Here is a 20,174-nt window from a genome sequence, read left to right on the forward strand (position 1 = left end):
ATTTAGGCGATGGCATTCGATGCAGACAATGAACTGTTGCAGGACTTTCTGATTGAAGCAGGTGAGTTGCTGGACGCACTGGACACCCAATTGGTGGGCCTGGAGCAGATGCCGGACGATAAGGATCTGCTCAATGCCATTTTCCGTGCTTTTCATACCATCAAGGGCGGCGCCGGCTTTCTTGAAGTAACACCGTTGGTTGAGGTGTGCCACCGAGCCGAGGATATCTTCAACCTGTTGCGCAACGGCGAACTCAAAGTAACACCCGCCATCATGGATGTGATGTTACGGGTGCTCGACGCGCTCAACACCATGTTTGCCAACCTGCGCGCAGGTAAGTTTCCCGATTCGGTCGGAGCGGCCTTTCTAAAGGAAATCGAGGCACTTTCCAGTTCACAGAAACCCTCGTTGGCCCCATCCCGGGTAAATACTGTTTCAGCCGCTCCGCCAGCCCAGGTGAAGCCCGAACCCGTCGCGCAACCGAATATCTCTCAGCCTCCGGTCGCTTCGGTCGTCGATTCCGAATTCGATCAGATGTTGCGTGATCTCGAATCGGCAGAGCAAACTCAGGTTCAGGCTCAGACAGATTCTTCGGCCGCCGACGATTTGATTACCGATGAAGAATTTGAAGCACTGCTCGATCGTTTGCATGGTGAGGGTCAGTTTTCTCCCCAAGCGGTAGTTGAAGAGCAAAAGTCGGCGGTAGAAGCATCGTCTGCGAGCGATGAGATTACCGATGAAGAATTCGAGCGTGTGCTGGATTCCTTGTACGGAAAAGGGCAGGGGCCGACCAGCGTGCCTGTGACGCAAGCCGAGGCAGCCCCGGCGAATAAAACAGTCGAAAAGGCGCTCGAATCTGCACCCGTTGACGTGGCGTCTGCCCAACCCATTTCAACAGCCGCGACTGTCGACAAGGCCAAACCGGCGCCGGAAAAAGACAAGCCGCAACAAGTGGCAGAAGCGCCCAAACAGGAAACCACCGTGCGCGTGGATACGGAACGGTTGGATTTCATCATGAATCTGGTCGGCGAGCTGGTGTTGGTTCGCAATCGGATGAATACGCTCAAGCTCAGTTTCGAAAACGAAGAAGTGACCCAGGTTATCGCCACCTTGGATATGGTGACTTCGGACCTGCAAGGCGCGGTCATGAAAACCCGCATGCAGCCGGTCAAGAAGGTGTTCGGTCGTTTTCCCCGCGTGGTGCGCGATACGGCACGGGTGCTCGGCAAACAGGTCGAGTTGGTGCTGATCGGCGAAGAGACGGATCTGGACAAGAATCTGGTCGAGGCGCTGGCCGACCCGTTGATTCACCTTGTGCGTAATTCGGTGGATCACGGCATCGAAATGCCTGACGTTCGGGAAGCTCAGGGAAAACCGGCTCAAGGAACCGTCACGCTCTCCGCCGCTCAGGAAGGTGACCATATCCGTCTGTCGATCAGCGATGACGGCGCCGGTATGAATGCCGAAGTGCTGCGTCGCAAAGCCGTTGAAAAAGGCCTGATGACTCAAGATGCCGCTTCACGGTTATCCGAGCAGGAGTGCTTCGAGTTGATTCTTCTGCCCGGTTTTTCGACCAAGGATCAAATCTCGGATATTTCCGGCCGTGGTGTGGGTATGGATGTGGTCAAGACAGCCATCACGCGCCTGTCGGGTTTGATCAGTATTGACTCGGAACAGGGCGTGGGCACGACCATCAATATCAAGGTGCCCCTCACGTTGGCCATTCTGCCCACCTTGATGGTGGTTGTCAGCGGGCGTAAATACGCGATTCCTCTGGGTATCGTGTCCGAGATCTTCGAAATGGCCGATAAAGAGATCAATGTGGTCGATGGTCAGGCCACCATCATCGTGCGCGATCGTGCTTTGCCGCTGTATCGTTTGAATCATTGGCTGGCGCTCCGTGGCGAAACCTTAACCGGCCGTGATGCCAGCGATCTGGTGGTGATGGTCCAGGTCGGTGCTCAGTTAATCGCACTCGTGGTGGATTCCGTCATCGGTCAGGAAGAAGTGGTGATCAAACCGCTCGGCGAGTTGCTGCATAACGTGGGTGGCTTTGCCGGAGCGACGATCACGGGCGATGGCCACATTGCCCTCATCCTTGATTTGCCGGGCTTGATGCGTCGCCATATTCCGGCACGGTCGAAACCCAAGCTCAAGGTAGTGGCCTAGAATCATGGCTTTCGGCGTTCTGATTGTTGATGATTCGGTCTTCTTTCGCCGTGCGTTGCGGGAATTAATTTTGGCAGATGATCGCTTGACCGTTGTTGGTGAGGCCGCCAATGGTCGCGAAGCAATTCTCAAAGCCTGCCAGCTCAAACCCGACATCATCACGATGGATGTGGAAATGCCGATCATGGATGGTATTTCTGCCGTCCGGGAGATTATGAATCGCTGCCCTACGCCGATCATGATGCTCTCTTCGCTGACCCAAGCCGGTGCCGTGGCAACGCTGGAGGCTTTGGATGCCGGTGCCATCGATTTCTATCCCAAAAGCTCGAGCGATGCCAAGGAAGCTCTGGGCGAGGGTGCCCGTCTGCTCACTACCCGGCTGCGTCTTTTGGCGGCGCGTAAACAGCGCCAAGCGATTGTGGCCGAATCGGCTGCGCGTGGGTCCGCCACTGTTGCTCCACGTCATGCGGAACAAGGCGTTATCGGTCGTCGTGGGCTCGTTGTGATCGGATCTTCTACCGGCGGCCCGGCCGCTTTGCAGACCGTGCTGCAAGAGATCCCGGCCAATTTCCCCGTGCCCATTGTGATTGCCCAGCACATGCCCGCTTCATTTACCGGCCCGTTTGCGAGTCGTTTGAATAGCAGCATGGCATTGAATGTCGTTGAAGCTAAAGATGGAGCGCCACTGGTCGCTGGGACGGCCTACATCGTCCCCGGAGGAAAGCATGGTGAGGTTCATCTGCGCTCGGGCACGTTGGTTTTTTCTGAACGGGAACCTGCCGCTGGCGAGAATTTTCGCCCCAGCGTCAACTTTTTGTTTCAATCGGCTGCTCAGGCGGCCGGATCGGATGTGTTGGCCGTTGTGCTCACCGGTATGGGCGATGATGGCACCGAGGGTGCGCGCGCGATCCGAGCAGCCAGCGGCCATGTCTGGGCGCAGGATCAGGCCAGCAGCGTGATTTATGGCATGCCCGCCGCCGTGGCCAAGGCCGGTTTGACCGAGGCTGTGTTGCCGCTCAAAGAAGTGGGTGCGGCCATCTTGAGGAGTGTGCGATGAATATCTGGGCCGTAGCGAATCAAAAAGGGGGTGTCGGCAAAACCACAACCAGTGTTTCTCTGGCAGGTTTGCTCGCACAGCGTGGACAAAGAGTGCTGCTGATTGACATCGACCCACACGGTTCGATGACCACCTATTTCGGCATGGAGCCGGATGCGCCCGGGGCGAGTGTGTACTCGTTGTTCAAGGCCGCGGCAGAAGGCACCGTGCTCAACCCGCTTCGCGTGATTCATCCCACCGCATTTGAGAACATCAGCCTCATGCCTGCGGCTACCGCCTTGGCGACGCTGGATCGTCAATTGGGTAAACAAGAAGGCATGGGATTGGTGATCAAGCGTGCTCTGGATACTCTGAGCGATCAGTTTGATGCCGTGATTATCGACTGCCCGCCGATCCTGGGTGTAACGATGGTCAATGCGCTCGCTGCCGCCCAGTTTCTGTTGATTCCCGTGCAGACTGAATTTCTTGCTCTCAAGGGATTGGAGCGGATGCTAAAGACCCTTGGTATGGTGCAGCGTTCACGCAAAATCCGTCTGGACTATCTAATCATCCCAACCATGTACGATCAGCGTACGCGTGCTTCTCGCGACACATTGCAGGTTTTGCAGGATCGATACCACGGGTCGGTTTGGTCTGAATTTGTTCCCATCGACACGCTGTTCCGTGAAGCCAGTCGTCTTGGTAAGCCTTTGTCCTATTTGCAACCGGAAAGTCGCGGCAGCCTGGCTTATGCCAATTTGTTGGCACTTTTGCTCAAATCCAACCCTGCATCAAGCAAGGCAGCAGCGCGGCCCGGGTCGGACAACATTCCTGTCGCCGCGAATGCTCTGGCGGAAGGGATGCTGCCATGAAAACTCATCACACAGGCGTTCATTCAAGCTCTCATTCCGGGCATGAACAATTTACCGGGCTTGCAGATCAGGATGCCGCGATTGATGCCTATCTCGACGGATTGCTCCGGGATCCCGAGAGCGAGCCGTATTGGTCAACCGATGCCACGGATGTGGTTGATCATTACGACGACGGTTTGTCTGATGACGCCATGGGTGATTTCGAGCAGATCAAGCGTCCGGTTGGCCTGTCGCTCGTTGATCTATCCAAATATAAAACAGTTGTGATTGATGAGCAGGTGGCAGCACAACAGACATCGAGCTTGCCACAACCAGAAGAACCGTCTTCTGATGCGCTGTCGCTGGAAATGGTGGCCCAAGAATCTATTGAATTGGCCGAAGAAGACGAGGCGCCTGTTTCTGCTTCTCTTGCTGAAGCTTCCGAAGAAGTTGTCAGTGCAGCCGTGCCAAAGCTCGAATCAGGCTGGCAAGTGTTTGCCCTTGGGCATCTCAAGGTAGCGCTGCCGAGTACAGAAATTTTCGACATTATTGACGGTGCATCCTTGCGCCCGATTCCGGGAGCGCCCGCCAATGTGGCCGGTGCCGTTCGGTTTCAGGATCGATCACGAATGATTCTGTCGCTTGATGCCTGGCTGCCGAAAGTGACGGGTGATTCGCGAGTCGTTCTGCTGGGTGCGCAGGGGTTATGGGGTGTTCGAGTAGGCGCTGAGATAGTCGACTTGACATGGGATGAGGCTGGGACGAGTTGGCGCGATGCAAGTGAACGTGATGCCGGACGCCCCTGGTTAGCGGGTGTCAATCGTGCTGCGGGCGTGGCATTTCTTGCCGTCGAGTCCCTGCGATCTGCGTTGAATGCCTCGCGTTGAACCTATAGGAAGAGTGAATCATGAGCCAGAACGATTACAGCAGAATGGAAGACCATCTGGATGACATGGGGTTGGAGCAGGGCCCGACCGTGGTCACGCGCTGGGTTTCTTTTACCGTGGCCGATGAAACCTATGCATTGAATGTACTCGATGTGCAGGAAGTCTTGCGTGCCGCAGAAATCACCCCGATCCCGGGCGCTCATCCGGCCATTCGGGGGATCATCAACCTTCGCGGTAATGTCGTGACGATTCTGGATGCGCGCATTTTCTTTTCTTTGCCTGAAAAGCCGTTTGACGATGACAGCCGCATCATGGTCGCTGAGTTGCGTTCCGGTGAAGTGGCGGGGATTGTCGTCGATAGCGTGGCCGAAGTAATCGCACTGGACGAGGAGCTCGTAAAAGAGGCCAAACGCTCCAGTAGTGACGAGGGTTCGTCACACATTCTTGGTGTGGTGACTCAGCAATCCGAGAAAGGTAACGACAAATTGATTATCCTTGTCGATCTCAAAGGATTATCGGATCTCGGTGAAAAATGAATCAATACTGGTTGATCGGTTTGGCCGCCGCCGCTCTGGTTCTGGCTCTGGTTTCTCTGATTGCAATTGCACGTATTCAGTCCGTGCTCAAGGCGCAAACCAGCAACGCCCGTTGGTTACAGGCCCGGATGGAGCGAATCGAGAACGAACAAGGTTCGATTGAATCTGCACTGGCCGGTTTGGGGCGGCACATGGATGGTTTCGACCAAAAACTTGTCCAGCAGGCCAAACGGTTGGAGCATGTAGAAACGCGTTTTGAAAGTGTTGCCACCGGTGATTCAACCGAACGCGGTTTCGACCATGCCTTGCGTCTCAGTGCGCAAGGCCGGGTGACGTTGCAGGAACTCATCAACGATTTTGGTCTATCCGAAAGCGAAGCGCAGTTGCTTTTGCGTATTAATCAACCCAATGCCGGTACAAGGGCAGGTTGAGGCCTTGGCGGGCTCGCGGAGTCCTCTTGATAAGCTAATCCTAGCTGCACAGCCTGTAGGGCCCCTCGAAATAACCGTGATTCGTCGTTCCCGCGAAAGCGGGAACCCAGAAAATCAAGGCGCTGGATTCCTGCCTACGCGGGAATGACGGGTTTTTCGAGCTTCCCCGCAATCAATTTCTTTTCCGTCCCTGAAACACGTTCTCCCGCCATCGCAACCACTTAAGCTGTGTGCTCAGGTTTTGTGCCGTTTTTTCGGCTAGGGCTTGGCTGCGTTTGCTGAAGCGGGGGGCGTATCGCCATTGAGAAATCAACTGCTGGGTCTGTCTGATTGCTGCCGCGTGATTGGGCAAGGACTGTTCCGCCCGCCGGCAGTAGGCTTGCAGGGTTTCTCCCGGTTGACGCGTAATGCCTAATCGGGAAAGCGCGGTCGCGACGGCGAACCACGCGCGATCAACGGGCGGCATGTGTTTTTCCGGTCGGCTAAGATGCCGCCAGAAGCCGAAGATCAGGATCCATGCGATTGCGACGATAATAAAAGCAAATCCAAACCTTCCCCACTGGCTGATTTTTTCTAGACCAAACCATTGCAGCAGGTCGGTTTGAGTGCTGCCGCTGTACCCAAGAACGTACTGATTCCAGTCGTTTTCAACCCGATCGCCCAGTAACGACCATTGACGGGCCAGGCTGTCATCACGGCGCAGCGAGGCGGGCAAAGCGGCATCTTGTTGTGCGGCTTGTGCGATGCCGTCAGTAATGCGTTCCGGGGCAACTGTTTGGGTTGGATCGACGCGTATCCACCCCTCGCCTTTGACCCATATTTCGCTCCAGGCATGGGCATCGGCTTGACGCACCAGCAGATAATCGCCGTTGACTTCGCCCCCTTGATAACCCGTCACGATCCTGGCGGGAACACCGGCGGCACGCATCAGCAAGGTGAAGGCACTGGCGTAATGTTCGCAATAACCGCGTTTGGTATCGAACAAAAAGGTGTCCATTCGGTTTTGCTCGGGCAGTTTGCCCGGCGTGAGGGTGTAGCTGAATCCTTGCGAGCGAAAGTAATTCAACGCCCGGTCACGAATTTCGAGCGGGGCAAGCCCCTTCCATTGGGCTGCCAGTGCCTTGAGTTTGGGGTCACCTGTGGGCAAGGCCAGGTTGCGTTCGCGGGTGTCGGCTGATAATCGGCGTTCATCGAGGTGGTAACGTATCGCCGAGGTAACGGTGTAACGATAACGATCGTTCAGTGGGCGAAGCGAAAACAGACTGCCGGTATCACTCAGAACGGATTGCCGCGGCAGTACCGTCGCCATGGCCAACGTGGGCAAAAACCGGCGATCTGACGGTTCCAGTGTGACGGTGTATTCAACGGCACTGGTCGGGTCAACGCGCACATTTGGCGCACGCACGGGGCGGAAAATATTGGGGATATCCGCATGCCAAGTGTTGTTTGTCTCATCGCTCATGACCAACACCCGCCAATAGCGCTCAGGAGGCGGAATCATTGCGCCATTAACGTGGACACGAAATGCCGGTGTTGGATCGGTGGATAGTCGCTCAAATTCGCCTGCGGTGAGCTGATCAGACAACCCTGTTCGGGCCTGTGCCGTCGTCGGTTGTTTGGTGCCCCATAAGGCACCGGGCGGACGAGGAAAAAGCAAAAAAAGCAGAAGGGCAATCGGCAAACCGGCCAGCATCAAGCCCGAAGCCGCTTTGATACGTGGCTTAATCAGGCGGATATTCGGGTTGCTTATACCAATCCAGGCTGTGACTAGGCCTGCGAACAAACCAAGGGAAATCAAGGCGGTGAATATGCCTTGGTCAAAGAGCAGCAGACTGACGATCAGGAAGAACCCCAACAGCAGCAGAGCGAACTGATCCCGCAGTTGCCGGGTTTCGAGGAGTTTGAGCAGGGCACCGAGCGTGAGCATTGTGACGCCGGGATCCCGCCCCCAAAGGCTCTGGTAGGTAAACAGCACCAGCAAGCTGAAAACGATGGCCAGCAAAATGAGCAGGGGTTGAGTCGGTAAGGGCCAGCCGCGCCATTCATGTTGGAAACGCCAGACCAGCCCGAGCAACACTAGAGGTATGGCCCATATGGGCATATGGGGCAGATGATCGGCGATGGCGAGCGCAATCACAATACCCAGGGGACGATCCAGTGGCTGCATCTTGCTGTTCATGACGGGTGGCGTGGGTTGTGCGCGGGGGAAAACAGGGTCAGGGCTTCGAGACAATGCGTGACATGGGTTGAGTCCGCGCCTTGTCGATCCGCAATGCCAGGAAGTTTAAGTGTGAACGAACGGTGGTCTGCGGCAAGCGACAAAATCCAGCGTGTCAATTGTTGTAGTCGCATTTCCGTACTGCCGGACAACTGACTGTAATCAAGGATGATCTCGTCGTGTATGGCTTCGCTGGACTGCCAGTGCTGGGTAACCATTTGCCCCGATCGGGCGTAGTGCTTGAACGCGATCCGGCTCAAGGCATCGCCAGACACATAGGCTCGGAGGTGGTCGAACTGATCGTCACCGGATTGCAGCGATACGTCTGGATCCTCTGCATGGGCAGGCAGCAAGTTGGTGGGCAGAGGCGCTTCGCCCACAGGTTTGGGATAAATCCACTGCCAGTGCGGTAATGAAACCCAGCGGGTTTCAGCGGTCCACAAACCAATGGGGTAGCGGGTGGAGAGGATGACGTCCGGGGCCGCATAGCGGCCACGAGGCATTGGGCGTAGGGCGAGTTCGACCAGCTCCGTGCGGCCAGCGCTCAGGTTTAGCGTGAGGGGCTCAGCTTCACCGGCCCGAGCCAGAATCGACGGGTTGTTGATACTGCTTTCAATTTGAACCGGCAACATGCCGATTTCGCCATCAAAACGCGCGGGTGGGTTAAGTAGCTGGATTTGGCAGCTTTTGAGGTGGCGGCGGGTTTGCCATGCGCTGTTGCCCATCAGGGCCAGAAGCAGAAAGCTGATGAAGAAGACCAGATTATTGCCATAGTTGATCGCAGCGAGCAGCATGGCGATTGACAGGGCGATAAACCCAAAGCCGATCTTGTTGGGTCTTAAGCGGATTTTCGCAGTGCTCGCCATCAAATAATCCTTGCGGTTCCTTAATTCGATGCCACAGAGTCGATTTATTGGTCAATCTGGTTGTAGTCTAGCCGACTGGTGTTATTTGATGGGCTTACTTCATGCCGATGTCATCATGGTTTGCTGTTAAAATCTGGGTTCAACACCAGTTGGGATGAGCGATCGTTCATGCTGAACAGATCAGCTAACGGGTTTAAGGAAGGAGTCAGCACATGCGTTGGATTGTAATTGTTGGTCTGGCGTTGGCAATGTACATCGTGTACCTGTTGTCGCCTATTCTGACCCCGTTTCTGGCCGGTGTGGTGTTGGCTTATCTGTTCGACCCGCTGGTTACACGGATGGTCGGCTGGAAAATTAACCGTACATTGGGCACCACGGTGGTCTTTTTCGTCATTCTGCTGGTGATGATATTGGCGGGACTGGCATTGGTGCCCGTGGTAATCAATCAGGCCGTCAAACTGATTTCCGTATTTCCAAAACTGCTTGCGATGCTTCAGGATCAACTGGTTCCCTACATCAACGCTAAATTGGGCCTCGATATCAATCTGAATTCGATGACGCAGCTCACGGTTCAGCACGCGCAGGAAATCGGCAGTGTGCTGGCGAAAAGCGCTACCGTTGTTTTCGGCAATGGGAGCGCTGTTGTCCTCTCCATGATGAATCTGATCCTGATTCCCGTGATCGGCTTTTACCTGTTGCGTGACTGGCCGCATTTACTTCAGAGGATACAAGAACTGATGCCGCGCAGACAGGAACCGCAATGGGTGGCGCTGGCGCAGGAATCCAACCAAATGCTCGGCGGGTTTTTGCGTGGACAATTGGCTGTCATGCTCGCGAACGGGATTACCTATGCCATCGGCCTGACAATTGTGGGCTTGGAAACTGGCGTGGTCATTGGCATGGCGGCGGGGATGCTCAGCTTCGTGCCCTATCTGGGCAATGTCATCGGCATCACGACCGCTTTGATCGCGATGTACATCCAGACGGGCGAGTTCACGCCATTACTTTGGGTGCTGTTGGTCTTCGGTATCGGGCAAACACTGGAGAGTATCCTCTGGCAGCCGCGTTTCGTGGGCGAACGCATCGGTTTGCATCCGGTAGCGGTCATTTTTGCAGTGATGGCGGGCGGCGTGTTGTTCGGGTTTTTTGGTGTGCTGCTGGCGCTACCCGTCTCGGCCATTCTTGTCGTGCTCGGTCGCCATGCGTTGAAACGGTACCGCGAAAGCCCGTTCTATGAGGACGCGGATAAGGTCAAGGTGTTGTTGGCCCCATCGAAGGATACCTGGGCAGAAAAATCAGAGTGATCCCCTTGTCTATTCAGGAAAACGCTTCTGAGCGTCCCCTATGAACACTTCCGGCAAGATGCAGCAGATACCGTTGGATCTGGCGCTGAATGCACCGCATTCGCTTGACGGGTTCATCGGTGTCGAAAACCTGCTTTTGCGCGCCTTGATCACTCAGCTTGCGCTCGGGCGGGGGGAAGCACAACTATTCATTCATGGTGCGCAGAACTGTGGCAAGACTCATTTGGCTCAAGCCGCTTGCTTCTATGCGGGCCAGCAGGGGCGATCAGCCGCTTACATCGACGTGAAGAAAAACCCATCTCAACTCGATCATATGAATCTGTCTCATATCGATCTACTGGTTCTGGATGACGTAGATGCGCTGGCTGGCGATGATCAGGGCGAGTTTCTGTTGTTCGATCTCATCAACCGCTTGCGTGAGCAGGAAATCCCCTTGTTGATGACGGCCAGCCTGCCGCCTGCCGCCTGCGGGTTCCAGTTGCCTGATTTGTTGTCGCGTCTGGGCTGGGGTATCACGATGCTGATTCACGCGCCCAATGAGGCGGAAAAAATCGAGCTATTGCGGCGCAAGGCCCAGGAACGGGGATTCGATTTGCCATTCGAAAGCGCGGTCTATTTGCTTCAGCGCAGCCCGAGGGATCTGGGTAGCTTGCTAAAAATCATTCAGGATCTCGATCACGCCTCATTGAGTGCACAGCGGAAATTGACGATTCCGTTTGTTCGCTCGGTACTTTTTCCCTGAGTTCAATTCAGCTCACTTGAGTTGCTCTTCATCATAAGACTTCCGCAAACGGGCCAAGCCCTTTGTGTAGGCTTCGGCATCGCCATAATCGAAGAATTCGGGATAGCGGTCGTGAGCAGAACGAATCCGTCGGGCATATTTGATCGGACACCAGTATTGTTCCGTACGAGCAGCGACCTCGCGTGCGTAGGCAACAACGCCATTGCCGTAAGAGCAATACAGGCAATTGAATTTTTCAATCAGATTCAGGTAGGGCAAGTCTTCGCGCCCGAAGACAAGGTACGCCGAGCGGCGTGCCTTGGGGATGCCGTAAACCGGGAAACAGATGGCCTGATAAAGCGTCACGAATAAATCAAGAAGGAAGAAAGGAATCCAGCCAAGATAGATCACCGGTGCGGTGAGTAACGTCAGGGGTTTTGTCTTGATAATAAATTGCAGTAGCCCCATTTTGTAACGCTTCTGTTGCTGCTGAAACTCCTCTGCCAGATGGGCGCGTCTTTCCTCGAACGCTTCGATGGATTTGAGGTATTCAGCTTCGAGCTCTTCTTGCAGGCCGCGAATACGCGCGCGAATTTCGTCGACATTTTTTTCCATGAAGGTCTGGCTCGCTAACGTGCCGGACCTACTTATGGTGGTCTTGCGGCGGTCAAAAAAAGCCAGTTGATCTGGCGTTCGAGAATCGGTTGACAGCAGGCTGAACGTCAACCATCAAGGGATGAAATAAGTGACGACATTACGATTGCTTGGCAAATCGTGTAATGGCCACACGGAGAAGCGCATTGCAGGCAGCCGCAAACAGGCTTTGCAGTTCGGAGAATTCCTGGAAGATTTCCTCTTCGACTTCCTTGCTGTCATTACGGCTTGCAATTAAAGCGCTCGCAGATTCGTGCATCTGCTTGTGCAAGTTGCGTACCGCATCGAATTCAGTTTTGAGCTCTGGAGGAATTTCCGTGCGGTCCAGAAATTGCCCAAATTTGCAGTCGTGATGGCCTTGAATGTGCTTACTTTGGTCAAAAAGCAGGGCCGCCATGATCTGGCTGTACCAGGCAAAATGCCAATAGGTGACCTCCTCGAATTCATTAATGAATTGATCGTAGTCAAAGGTCTTGGCTTTTGTCGAATGGCTTGCAGTCATAGTGTCCCCAATTGTGACGTTCCAGCAGGAGTGTAACCGTGAAACCTGTGCTTGTCAGTGTGGTATTTAACGTGATCTTCAGACTGCCTGAGCAAGGCTGTGCAAATAAGCGCAATCAACATAACCGGATTTGGGTCCCGAACCCGTGCGGACGGCAACCGGTTGCCCCGGCTCGCCCAGATCACTGAGCACGGCAAGGGCGCCATTGAATTCATCCGCTTGCGTGTAAGCGTTGTCGGTGACCAGAACAGGTACGCCCGCGTCCCGTGCCGAGAGGACGCCGTTGGCAGAATCTTCAACAGCCAGACACTCCTCGGGACGAAGGTTCATTGCCTCGAGGGCGTAGACATAAATATCACCCGCCGGTTTCTTCTTCGGCACGATGTCGCCTGCGGCGATGACTTCAAACCAGTCCAGAGATTCCTTGCCCAGCGTGGCTTCGAGTAGTCCGGTTACATTTTCGGGTGTGGTTGTCGTGGAGATGGCCAGACGCAATCCTTGAGCACGCGCTTCGTCGAGCAGGCGTCGTACACCGGGACGCAGCGGAATCGCGCCTTGAGCCAGTAGTTCGAGATAATGCTTGGTCTTCGCTTTGTGCAAACCTGCGATCCAGGCCGCTTCATCGGATTGAGCGGGGTACTCGGGTTGATGCTCATCAATGAAAAAACGAATTCGCTCCTTGCCACCGGTTACGGTCAGCAGTTCGCCATACAGCGCCTCACCCCAGTTCCAGTCCAGTCCGGCATCGGCAAAAGCACGGTTGAAGGCAACCCTGTGACCATCGCGTTCCGTTTCCGCCAGTGTGCCGTCTACATCGAATAATATTGCCTTGAACATAAATAAACCTGAATTGAAGCTGCATTAAAGTGAGGCGATTAGGCTATCCTAGCCGCACTTGCTTGCCAAATTTTTTGGTACGGGCGCTGACAACAATAGAACAGGTGAGGACATATGCGACGTGTGCATGCGGGCCGTGGATGGCAGTGGATCAAGGAAGCGTGGCGTTTAATCAGACCGAGATTCGGCCTTGTCCTCGGGACTGTGCTGCTGATGTACGTGCTGTTGTTCGTTGCCAGCATGATCCCGATGATTGGAAACATTATCGCGCCAATATTGGCCCCGTTTCTGGCCGGTGGCGTGTATGTGATCTTGCGGCGTGTTCGTGAAATCGAACAGCGATCACGTATCGAACCGTTGGCGAGCGAACAGCCGATTTCCTTTGATTTGCTCTTCTCGGTGTTCAAGGACCCGGCCCCGAGAAAGGCGCTGCTTTGGTTGGGTTTTGTTTCCATCGCATTTTCATTGGCGTTGTTGCTGGTTGTGGCCACCTTCGTAACCGTCAAGTTATCGGGTGTCGATCATTCGATGCTGACCGATCCATCCGCGAATGACGAGCAGCGGATACGATTCTTGATCCCTTATCTGATGGATCCGGATGCCTGGGCGCTTTGGATCGGGATTTTGATTGCATCGGTGGCGTACAGCATGGCTACTTTTTTTGCCGTGCCGTTGATCGTGCTGCGTGGCGAGACGTTGCGTTCGGCTTTCTCGCAAAGCTTCAGTGCCGTAGGCCGTAATTGGTCGGCCTTTCTGGTTTATGCGTTGGTGCTGTTCGTTCTGTTTTTGACCGTACCAATCACGCTGATGTTGAGTCTCATCCTGCTGTTACCGTTGATAGTTACCAGTGTGTTTGTCGCTTTTGAGGATATCTGGAACGATAGTCCTGTTGGCGGTGATGCCGACAGGCAGGATCAGGGCCGGGTGTTGCAGGAGCGTACTTCCACAGTCATGTGATTCGAGTTGAGCGATCGATGTGCGTGTTCGCTCAGACTACATTGAGCGAAACGAACGCATAAAAAACCCCGGAGTAGGTCCGGGGTTTTTTGTTGCGATTGCAAACGAGCGTGTGGACAGACTCAGTGGTGGTGGTGTCCGTCCGGACCGTGTGCGTGGCCGTGTTCGATTTCTTCAGCCGTGGCATCGCGAATATCCTTGACAACGACATCGAAGTGCAGGGTTTCGCCCGCCAGTTCGTGATTGGCATCCAGGTGAACCTGATCGCCTTTCACGTCGATAACTGTCACTACGTTGACGCCATGTTCGGCTTCGGCATGGAATTTCATGCCTGGTTGAATTTCATCAACACCCTGAAACAGATGGCGAGGCACGACCTGAGTCATGTTTTCGTCGCGAAGACCGTATGCTTCTTCCGGGGGGATCTCGACGGAGAACGCATCACCGACGCTTTTCCCGGCCAGTGCATTTTCCAGCCCGGAAATGATGTTGTGGTGGCCATGTAAGTAGGCCAGCGGATCATTGCCTACGGAGCTGTCCAGCACCTCGCCTTGATTGTTTTTCAGTGTGTATTCGATCGATACGATTTTGTTCTCAGCTACTTGCATTCGTTAGCGCCCTCAGGATAAATGCCGGTTTTAACGACGGCTCAGATGGTAAAAATGGTTGGTTGCAGCCACAAAACCCGAGGGGCTGCCGCAGTCAAAACGTTGCCCCTTGAACTTATAAGCAACGACTTTGCCTTGTTCTGCCTGGGTGCGCAAGGCATCGGTGAGCTGGATTTCACCGCCGGCCCCTGCCTTGGTCGCTTCGAGAATATCGAAAATATCGGGTGTAAGGATGTAGCGACCGATGATGGCGAGATTGCTCGGTGCCTGATCCGCGGCCGGTTTTTCGATCATCTGGCTCACCTGAAGCGTGTCCTCGTCAATTGGTGTGCCCGCGATAACGCCATATTTGTGCACTTCAGTCATGGGTACTTCTTCAACGGCCACTACGCTGCACTTGTGACGCTCATATATTTCGACCATCTGGCTCAGTACGCCTTTCGGACTGCCTACACAAAGGTCATCGGCCAGCACAACAGCGAAGGGTTCTTTACCGATCAGCGGCTCGCCGGTGAGGATGGCGTGGCCCAAACCCAGCATGGCGATCTGGCGGGTGTATGAAAAAGTGCAGTTTTCGATAAGTTTATCGATGCTGGTGAGCAGGCTTGCCTTGGATGTGCCGCGTATTTGATGCTCGAGTTCGTAGTTCACATCGAAATGATCTTCCAACGCCCGCTTGCCCCGGCCGGTGACAATGGCCATGTTCTTGATGCCCGCTTCCATGGCTTCCTCGACCCCGTACTGAATCAATGGCCGGTCGAGAATCGGTAACATTTCCTTGGGCATGACCTTGGTCGCCGGTAGAAAACGAGTACCGTAGCCGGCGGCGGGAAACAGGCATTTGCGAATCATGGGGTGGTTTCCTTTGTTTCGGGTGTGTAAGGTTCTGCTGAGCTCATCTTAAACAATATTTGAGATGATTTGCTTGGCTTTTGGCCGGTGGGCTATCTGGTTTGTCGTTTGGACTGTCGACGCAAAACGATTCCCTGAATCCAAGCAGCGATGAAACCCGTGAGTGAAAACACAACAATGGCAAGATTGAACCTTCGGTCGTGCGGGCTGCTCCAAGCATCTGTCGTGGCGATCATCAGGTAGAACAAGTCAAACAGTGCCGCCCAGACAAATGCGCGGTATCGACCCAACCACATCCCAGGTAACGAGAGTAATGCGGGCAGGATGAGCACGATGAGCCACGCGCCTTGTGGCCGAGCCATTCCGATTCCCCAGAAGGCCATGCCGACGTAGGAAAGTACGATCAATGGTTGCGCGGCGATAATGAGGCCGCGCAGCAGCCGAAGACGTTCGGGAGCCACTTAAGACTTCGATGCCACGAGCGATTTCGCCACTTCAGCCACGCGTTGACCGAGTGCCTGAGTGAGATGGCGTTCTTCCTGGCTCAGGGGGCGATTATTGCCTGCGGTATGACTGGCACCATACGGTGTGCCGCCGGTCTGGGTATGCGCCAGTGCTTGTTCGGCATAGGGAATCCCGACGATGAGCATGCCGTGGTGCAACAGCGGAACAATCATCGAAAGCAAAACGGTCTCCTGCCCACCGTGCATGGAACCGGTTGATGTGAACACGCCCGCAGGCTTGCCGGTCAGTGTTCCTTTGAACCATTGGCGACTGGTGTCGTCAATCATGTGTTTGACAGGTGCCGCCATGCCGCCGAAATAGGTAGGGCTGCCTAGCAGCAAACCGGCGCATTCCTCGAAGTCCTGTGGCGTGACAATCGGCGGTTCGTCGGCTGCAAGTTCTGGTGTGTTGCCGCTTGCATCCGCTATCGCCGGGATGCGACGGATTCGGGCCTGCATGCCATCCACTTGTTCGATTCCTCGAGCGGCCTGGTGGGCGAGACGTGCCGTTGCGCCGTAACGGCTATAATAAAGTACGAGGATGTCGGTCATGCTTGACGGATGTTCCTGAAATTGAGATTGGGGAAACTTGGTAACATTACTTCCCAGGCAGCTTGCCGAGCTGGGCGAATTTGCATGTGTTGCGGTCAAAAGGCCCAATATAATAGACAATTTGGCGCCAGTTGCCGATCTCATACGGAAAACATTTTTATCGAGTGACAGGGAGTCCGATTCGCTTTCTCACCAATCGATGGCTTGCAAAGAGCAAAGCTACCCAGACAACACACAAATTTGAGAGAAAAATATGCGCCCAAGTCCCCGATTCACGATAGCGATTCTGCATACATCAGTCTGGCGACATGTACTGAGTGGTTTGTTGCTTTTGATGCTGGCATCACCCGTATTTTCCGCGCCTTTCGAGTTTTCAGCCCAGGATGTCAACGGCAAGACGCACACACTGAGTAACGAGCGTGGGAACTGGGTTGTCATCAATATATGGGCCACCTGGTGTCCGCCCTGCCGCAAGGAATTACCCGAGCTGGCCGCATTTGACAAAGAACACGCTAAGGATCACATCAAAGTGTGGGGTTTGAGTGTTGATATGGCGGCTTCGCCCGATGAACTATCGATGTTTGCCCAGGAACATCAGATCGGCTACCCCATTTTCAAGATGAATCCACAGAAACTCTCTGTTTTTGGCAATATCCCCGGGATTCCGACGACTTTTCTGATCAATCCTCAGGGTGAACTGGTAGCACGACACGTTGGTGCCATAACGGCGCAACAGCTGATGCAGATGATCAAGAACAATTCCTGAAAGAAACAAACCCGGCGTCAGATCGGGATCAATTGAAAGACGAGGAGCATGCGTATGAACAGTACGTTCGAAGGAACCGGTCAACCCGCAATCAATGTGTCGAATGGTTTTGCAAACATCGGTCGTCGATTGATGGCGGCTCTGGTGTTGAGCCTGAGTTTTCTCGGTTCGGCTTTTTGGCTGCCGGTGGCTCATGCCGATGGTTTCTGGGACGACTCTTTCTACGATATGCCCGCCGATCTCAAACAGGCCAAGGCAGATGGCAAAACGGGCGTGTTTTTGTTTTTTCAGATGGCCGATTGCCCCTTCTGCCATCGAATGGAAACAACCGTATTCACCGATCCCGACGTCAAAGCCTTTATGAAAAAGCATTTCATCACTGCATCGATCGATATCGAAGGCGACGTGATGATGACGGATTTCCAAGGTAAATCGATTTCGCAAAAAGAGTTTGCCTTCAAGCAGTTTCGTGTTCGTGCCACACCGGTCATGGCTTTCATCGATACGGATGGCAAGGTGGCGACCTTGTTCACCGGCCCGACCCGCTCGGCAGAGGAGTTTCTGACTCTGGCTAAATTTGTGACCAGCGGTGCGTACAAACAACCAGGCATGAACTTCTTCAAATACCGCAAGGAGCACAGCGAGTAACGCTCTCCGTCTCGATGACTGTCACTGGACCGATTAAGCGTTAAATGTAAGGACGGATTTCTATGATTTTTCGACCCGCTAAAGTGATTTGGGCGGTAGTTTGCTTGGTTGTGATGAGTGGTCGTGGCGTACAGGCGGACGATGGGGCCGCATCGCCCCTGACTTTGCAGGCCGCCTTGAGTGTTCCATTGCAGCAGCAATATGGCGTGATGGGTGCCGAGGCCGATGTGCTCGGTGCCAAGGCAGACCAACAAGAAGTGCAAAGTTGGTACGACCCGACCATCTCGGTTGAAGGGCGGTTGCGTTACATTCAGCCCAGCAATGCGGCAACCGATCAAAATGTAAAATACGACAACGCACTGGGCATCAGTGCCCGCCAGCGCCTGTATGATTTCGGTCGTCAGTCCCTGCGAGCCGACGCAGCCAAATCAGGCGTCACCGGTGCACAGTTGCAACGCTTTAATGTCGAGCAGGCCCAGCGCCTCGCCATTCTCAAAGCGTTCTTCGGCGTATTGCTGGCCGACCAAACCTACACGGTTGCCAATGAGCGCATGGCGATCGTGTATGTACGCTTTGACAAGGCCAAGGATCGAAAAGAGCTGGGTATGGCGTCCGATTACGATCTGGCAGGCTTGCAGCGGGAATATGAGGACGTCCTCCTCGCGCGCGCCAAAGCCGACGCGGAGCGTCGAATCAGCCGCAGGAAACTGGCTGAACTCATGGGTACGCCGCAGCAGATTCCCTCCAAACTGGTGGCGCCAAAATTGACGGCCCTGTTCGCACGTACGCCCCCCGCCTTGGATGAGGCAATGAAACGGGCTCTGGCCGATGATCCCGGGCTTCAGGCGTTGCATGCTCGTTACGATGCTGCTGAACAATCACTGCGGGCCGCACGAGACCACAATGCACCCACCATCTATGCCCAAGTCAATGGTGATTACTACCAGCGGGAACTGGGCTCGCGCGACCCCTTCCGAGCGGGGGTGTATATCGATTTTCCACTATACGACGGGCGTCTGCGTGATTCGAAAATCGGTAAAGCACAGGCCGACAGAATGCGACTTGCCGCGCAGATTGCGACGCGTGAGGCCGATCTGCGTGATCAGGTGACCAATGTGCTTGAAATGATCGACGTATACCGCAAGGCTGCCATCAGTCGCGTTAAGGCGTTGGAGAATTATTCCGATCTCAACTTCACCCGCAAACAAACCTTGTACCAGATGGAAAAAGCCACCGATCTCGGCGATGCGATGGTTGAAGAATCAGCCGCGCAGTTGGAACGGATGCGAACAACCTTTGCACTGGCCACGTACTGGGCTGAGCTGGCAAGTATGCAAGGGCAACCCATCGATTCGATTTTAACTTCGTCGCCATCTGCCTCAGCGGAGCCAAAAAAATGAACTTGAATTTAACGACGCGCGAAACAACCGGTCGAGCCGGGGTGAAAGCAAACCTTTCCCTGATTCTAGTGCCCCTGATTTTGTCACTTGTCGGAGCTGTTAGCCCCGCTTTTGCTGCAGATGAATCGCAAACCTTGGATGGACATCTAGCGTGGGCCGAGGTAACTCGGCTTTCGACTCCGGTATCCGGCGTAGTGACCCAAATCCCGGTTCAACCGGGGCAACAGGTCAAACAGGGTGCCGTATTACTCCGACTGGATCGTAAACCGCTCGCAGACAGGATGGCCGCCGCCGTGGCGATAAGATCAGGCTTGGTGCGCGCAGCGGCCGAGGCCAAGCGCGACGCGGAGCGAACTCAGCAACTTTACGACCGCACCGTGGCTTCGGAATCCGAGCGTCAGGAAGCACTGATCAAGCAGGAACAGGCCGAGGCCAGCTTGAATGAAGCCCGCGCCAGAGCCGATTTGCGGCAGTGGGAATTGGGCAGCTCGACACTGACGGCTCCCTATCCCGCTCGGATTTTGAGTGTTGATACGGCGGTGGGTGAAACAGTTTCCAGCGAACTGAATGCACCTGTCCTGCTGCGCATTGCCCGATCGGATGAAATGTTGGCCGTCGCCAATGCGTCTGCCGATGTGGCATCACACCTGTCACTCGGGCAGAAAATGAATGTATTGGTCGGGCAGGCCAGTGCTCAGACCAAGGTTGAGGCCAAGGTTCAGGCCAAGGTTGAGGGAAGGCTGGTTGGGATCGTCAGCGAACCGCAGAGCAATCAGGACGAAGTTATGAATTACCGACTGGAAGTGATGATCAAACCGGAGCAGGGCTGGATCGCGGGATTGCCAGCCAAGATCGAATTGTCGGACTGATTCCCCA

General features: G+C 54.6%; 22 protein-coding genes. 13 read left to right on the forward strand and 9 right to left on the reverse strand.

All coding sequences use genetic code 11. The features are described 5' to 3' along the window. The first annotated feature begins 9 nt into the window (after positions 1 to 9). From HNEAP_RS03645 to HNEAP_RS03670, 6 genes are read left to right on the forward strand one after another with little or no spacing between them, the layout of a single operon-like run. Complete coding sequence (locus tag HNEAP_RS03645) at positions 10 to 2,169, forward strand: chemotaxis protein CheA (protein WP_012823605.1); 2,160 nt, start codon at positions 10 to 12, stop codon at positions 2,167 to 2,169. Positions 2,170 to 2,173: 4 nt separating this feature from the next. Next, positions 2,174 to 3,226 carry a protein-glutamate methylesterase/protein-glutamine glutaminase gene (locus tag HNEAP_RS03650; protein ID WP_012823606.1) on the forward strand — a complete coding sequence of 351 codons (1,053 nt, stop codon included), beginning with the start codon at positions 2,174 to 2,176 and terminating at the stop codon, positions 3,224 to 3,226. Beyond that, complete coding sequence (locus HNEAP_RS03655; RefSeq protein WP_012823607.1) at positions 3,223 to 4,077, forward strand: ParA family protein; 855 nt, start codon at positions 3,223 to 3,225, stop codon at positions 4,075 to 4,077. Before HNEAP_RS03650 ends, HNEAP_RS03655 begins: the two co-directional genes overlap by 4 nt. After that, on the forward strand, positions 4,074 to 4,943 hold the full coding sequence (locus HNEAP_RS03660; RefSeq protein ID WP_012823608.1) for a chemotaxis protein CheW: 870 nt from the start codon (positions 4,074 to 4,076) through the stop codon (positions 4,941 to 4,943). The genes HNEAP_RS03655 and HNEAP_RS03660 overlap by 4 nt, the downstream gene beginning before the upstream one ends. Positions 4,944 to 4,963: 20 nt before the next feature. After that, positions 4,964 to 5,479, forward strand: coding sequence for a chemotaxis protein CheW (locus HNEAP_RS03665; protein ID WP_012823609.1), 516 nt, complete (start codon positions 4,964 to 4,966; stop codon positions 5,477 to 5,479). After that, positions 5,476 to 5,910, forward strand: a complete 435-nt coding sequence (locus tag HNEAP_RS03670; protein WP_012823610.1) for a DUF2802 domain-containing protein — start codon at positions 5,476 to 5,478, stop codon at positions 5,908 to 5,910. The genes HNEAP_RS03665 and HNEAP_RS03670 overlap by 4 nt, the downstream gene beginning before the upstream one ends. Positions 5,911 to 6,082: 172 nt before the next feature. Here the strand turns inward: HNEAP_RS03670 and HNEAP_RS03675 are convergent, their stop codons facing one another. Both HNEAP_RS03675 and HNEAP_RS03680 read right to left on the reverse strand, forming a co-directional pair. Then, positions 6,083 to 8,089 carry a transglutaminase TgpA family protein gene (locus HNEAP_RS03675; RefSeq protein ID WP_012823611.1) on the reverse strand — a complete coding sequence of 669 codons (2,007 nt, stop codon included), beginning with the start codon at positions 8,087 to 8,089 and terminating at the stop codon, positions 6,083 to 6,085. Continuing rightward, positions 8,086 to 8,994 (reverse strand): DUF58 domain-containing protein, encoded by a 909-nt coding sequence (locus HNEAP_RS03680; RefSeq protein WP_012823612.1) that lies wholly within the window; start codon positions 8,992 to 8,994, stop codon positions 8,086 to 8,088. Before HNEAP_RS03680 ends, HNEAP_RS03675 begins: the two co-directional genes overlap by 4 nt. 212 nt (positions 8,995 to 9,206) lie before the next feature. Between HNEAP_RS03680 and HNEAP_RS03685 the strand changes: the two genes are divergently transcribed. Both HNEAP_RS03685 and hda read left to right on the forward strand, forming a co-directional pair. Beyond that, positions 9,207 to 10,298, forward strand: a complete 1,092-nt coding sequence (locus tag HNEAP_RS03685; RefSeq protein ID WP_012823613.1) for an AI-2E family transporter — start codon at positions 9,207 to 9,209, stop codon at positions 10,296 to 10,298. Positions 10,299 to 10,338: 40 nt separating this feature from the next. Continuing rightward, complete coding sequence (gene hda / locus HNEAP_RS03690) at positions 10,339 to 11,040, forward strand: DnaA regulatory inactivator Hda (RefSeq protein ID WP_012823614.1); 702 nt, start codon at positions 10,339 to 10,341, stop codon at positions 11,038 to 11,040. 12 nt (positions 11,041 to 11,052) lie between these two features. Here the strand turns inward: hda and HNEAP_RS03695 are convergent, their stop codons facing one another. From HNEAP_RS03695 to HNEAP_RS03705, 3 genes are all read right to left on the reverse strand, one after another. Further along, positions 11,053 to 11,634: a hypothetical protein gene (locus HNEAP_RS03695; RefSeq protein ID WP_012823615.1), complete on the reverse strand. Its 582-nt coding sequence runs from the start codon at positions 11,632 to 11,634 to the stop codon at positions 11,053 to 11,055. Between the two features lie 139 nt (positions 11,635 to 11,773). Further along, entirely contained in the window at positions 11,774 to 12,175 is a 402-nt protein-coding gene (locus tag HNEAP_RS03700; RefSeq protein WP_012823616.1) for a CZB domain-containing protein, read from the reverse strand. A gap of 78 nt (positions 12,176 to 12,253) precedes the next feature. Beyond that, positions 12,254 to 13,012 (reverse strand): HAD family hydrolase, encoded by a 759-nt coding sequence (locus tag HNEAP_RS03705; RefSeq protein WP_012823617.1) that lies wholly within the window; start codon positions 13,010 to 13,012, stop codon positions 12,254 to 12,256. Between the two features lie 114 nt (positions 13,013 to 13,126). On the opposite strand from HNEAP_RS03705, the gene HNEAP_RS03710 reads away from it, so the two are divergent. After that, complete coding sequence (locus tag HNEAP_RS03710; protein WP_012823618.1) at positions 13,127 to 13,969, forward strand: BPSS1780 family membrane protein; 843 nt, start codon at positions 13,127 to 13,129, stop codon at positions 13,967 to 13,969. Between the two features lie 122 nt (positions 13,970 to 14,091). On the opposite strand, the gene HNEAP_RS03715 is transcribed toward HNEAP_RS03710, so the two are convergent. The 4 genes from HNEAP_RS03715 to wrbA all read right to left on the reverse strand — a co-directional run bounded on the left by HNEAP_RS03715 (position 14,092) and on the right by wrbA (position 16,484). Beyond that, complete coding sequence (locus HNEAP_RS03715) at positions 14,092 to 14,577, reverse strand: FKBP-type peptidyl-prolyl cis-trans isomerase (RefSeq protein WP_012823619.1); 486 nt, start codon at positions 14,575 to 14,577, stop codon at positions 14,092 to 14,094. Positions 14,578 to 14,607: 30 nt separating this feature from the next. After that, a complete protein-coding gene (galU, locus tag HNEAP_RS03720; RefSeq protein ID WP_012823620.1) occupies positions 14,608 to 15,429 on the reverse strand; it encodes a UTP--glucose-1-phosphate uridylyltransferase GalU in 822 nt (273 codons plus the stop codon). A 92-nt stretch (positions 15,430 to 15,521) separates the two neighbouring features. Further along, positions 15,522 to 15,890: a DUF2069 domain-containing protein gene (locus HNEAP_RS03725; RefSeq protein ID WP_012823621.1), complete on the reverse strand. Its 369-nt coding sequence runs from the start codon at positions 15,888 to 15,890 to the stop codon at positions 15,522 to 15,524. Next, on the reverse strand, positions 15,891 to 16,484 hold the full coding sequence (gene wrbA, locus HNEAP_RS03730) for an NAD(P)H:quinone oxidoreductase (protein WP_012823622.1): 594 nt from the start codon (positions 16,482 to 16,484) through the stop codon (positions 15,891 to 15,893). Between the two features lie 253 nt (positions 16,485 to 16,737). Here wrbA and HNEAP_RS03735 point away from each other — a divergent pair, with 253 nt between their 5' ends. The 4 genes from HNEAP_RS03735 (at position 16,738) to HNEAP_RS03750 (ending at position 20,167) form a co-directional block, all read left to right on the forward strand. Next, the gene (locus HNEAP_RS03735; RefSeq protein WP_012823623.1) at positions 16,738 to 17,250 is read left to right on the forward strand and encodes a TlpA family protein disulfide reductase; all 513 of its coding nucleotides are present in this window, start codon (positions 16,738 to 16,740) and stop codon (positions 17,248 to 17,250) included. A 54-nt stretch (positions 17,251 to 17,304) separates the two neighbouring features. Then, a complete protein-coding gene (locus HNEAP_RS03740; protein WP_012823624.1) occupies positions 17,305 to 17,898 on the forward strand; it encodes a thioredoxin family protein in 594 nt (197 codons plus the stop codon). Between the two features lie 62 nt (positions 17,899 to 17,960). Next, positions 17,961 to 19,298: a TolC family protein gene (locus HNEAP_RS03745; RefSeq protein WP_012823625.1), complete on the forward strand. Its 1,338-nt coding sequence runs from the start codon at positions 17,961 to 17,963 to the stop codon at positions 19,296 to 19,298. Beyond that, a complete protein-coding gene (locus HNEAP_RS03750) occupies positions 19,295 to 20,167 on the forward strand; it encodes an efflux RND transporter periplasmic adaptor subunit (protein WP_012823626.1) in 873 nt (290 codons plus the stop codon). Before HNEAP_RS03745 ends, HNEAP_RS03750 begins: the two co-directional genes overlap by 4 nt. Positions 20,168 to 20,174: the final 7 nt, after the last annotated feature.

This window comes from Halothiobacillus neapolitanus c2, assembly GCF_000024765.1.
In the GTDB taxonomy this organism is placed as follows: domain Bacteria; phylum Pseudomonadota; class Gammaproteobacteria; order Halothiobacillales; family Halothiobacillaceae; genus Halothiobacillus; species Halothiobacillus neapolitanus.

Bases quoted from the DNA above. Each gene is read 5' to 3' on its own strand.
- HNEAP_RS03700 (WP_012823616.1), bottom strand. From the start codon at position 12,175: ATGACTGCAAGCCATTCGACAAAAGCCAAGACCTTTGACTACGATCAA.
- HNEAP_RS03735 (WP_012823623.1), top strand. From the start codon at position 16,738: ATGCGCCCAAGTCCCCGATTCACGATAGCGATTCTGCATACATCAGTC.
- HNEAP_RS03705 (WP_012823617.1), bottom strand. From the start codon at position 13,012: ATGTTCAAGGCAATATTATTCGATGTAGACGGCACACTGGCGGAAACG.
- HNEAP_RS03740 (WP_012823624.1), top strand. From the start codon at position 17,305: ATGAACAGTACGTTCGAAGGAACCGGTCAACCCGCAATCAATGTGTCG.
- wrbA (WP_012823622.1), bottom strand. From the start codon at position 16,484: ATGACCGACATCCTCGTACTTTATTATAGCCGTTACGGCGCAACGGCA.
- hda (WP_012823614.1), top strand. From the start codon at position 10,339: ATGAACACTTCCGGCAAGATGCAGCAGATACCGTTGGATCTGGCGCTG.
- HNEAP_RS03645 (WP_012823605.1), top strand. From the start codon at position 10: ATGGCATTCGATGCAGACAATGAACTGTTGCAGGACTTTCTGATTGAA.
- HNEAP_RS03655 (WP_012823607.1), top strand. From the start codon at position 3,223: ATGAATATCTGGGCCGTAGCGAATCAAAAAGGGGGTGTCGGCAAAACC.
- HNEAP_RS03675 (WP_012823611.1), bottom strand. From the start codon at position 8,089: ATGAACAGCAAGATGCAGCCACTGGATCGTCCCCTGGGTATTGTGATT.
- HNEAP_RS03710 (WP_012823618.1), top strand. From the start codon at position 13,127: ATGCGACGTGTGCATGCGGGCCGTGGATGGCAGTGGATCAAGGAAGCG.
- HNEAP_RS03665 (WP_012823609.1), top strand. From the start codon at position 4,964: ATGAGCCAGAACGATTACAGCAGAATGGAAGACCATCTGGATGACATG.
- HNEAP_RS03650 (WP_012823606.1), top strand. From the start codon at position 2,174: ATGGCTTTCGGCGTTCTGATTGTTGATGATTCGGTCTTCTTTCGCCGT.
- HNEAP_RS03680 (WP_012823612.1), bottom strand. From the start codon at position 8,994: ATGGCGAGCACTGCGAAAATCCGCTTAAGACCCAACAAGATCGGCTTT.
- galU (WP_012823620.1), bottom strand. From the start codon at position 15,429: ATGATTCGCAAATGCCTGTTTCCCGCCGCCGGCTACGGTACTCGTTTT.
- HNEAP_RS03745 (WP_012823625.1), top strand. From the start codon at position 17,961: ATGATTTTTCGACCCGCTAAAGTGATTTGGGCGGTAGTTTGCTTGGTT.
- HNEAP_RS03660 (WP_012823608.1), top strand. From the start codon at position 4,074: ATGAAAACTCATCACACAGGCGTTCATTCAAGCTCTCATTCCGGGCAT.
- HNEAP_RS03750 (WP_012823626.1), top strand. From the start codon at position 19,295: ATGAACTTGAATTTAACGACGCGCGAAACAACCGGTCGAGCCGGGGTG.
- HNEAP_RS03695 (WP_012823615.1), bottom strand. From the start codon at position 11,634: ATGGAAAAAAATGTCGACGAAATTCGCGCGCGTATTCGCGGCCTGCAA.
- HNEAP_RS03670 (WP_012823610.1), top strand. From the start codon at position 5,476: ATGAATCAATACTGGTTGATCGGTTTGGCCGCCGCCGCTCTGGTTCTG.
- HNEAP_RS03685 (WP_012823613.1), top strand. From the start codon at position 9,207: ATGCGTTGGATTGTAATTGTTGGTCTGGCGTTGGCAATGTACATCGTG.
- HNEAP_RS03715 (WP_012823619.1), bottom strand. From the start codon at position 14,577: ATGCAAGTAGCTGAGAACAAAATCGTATCGATCGAATACACACTGAAA.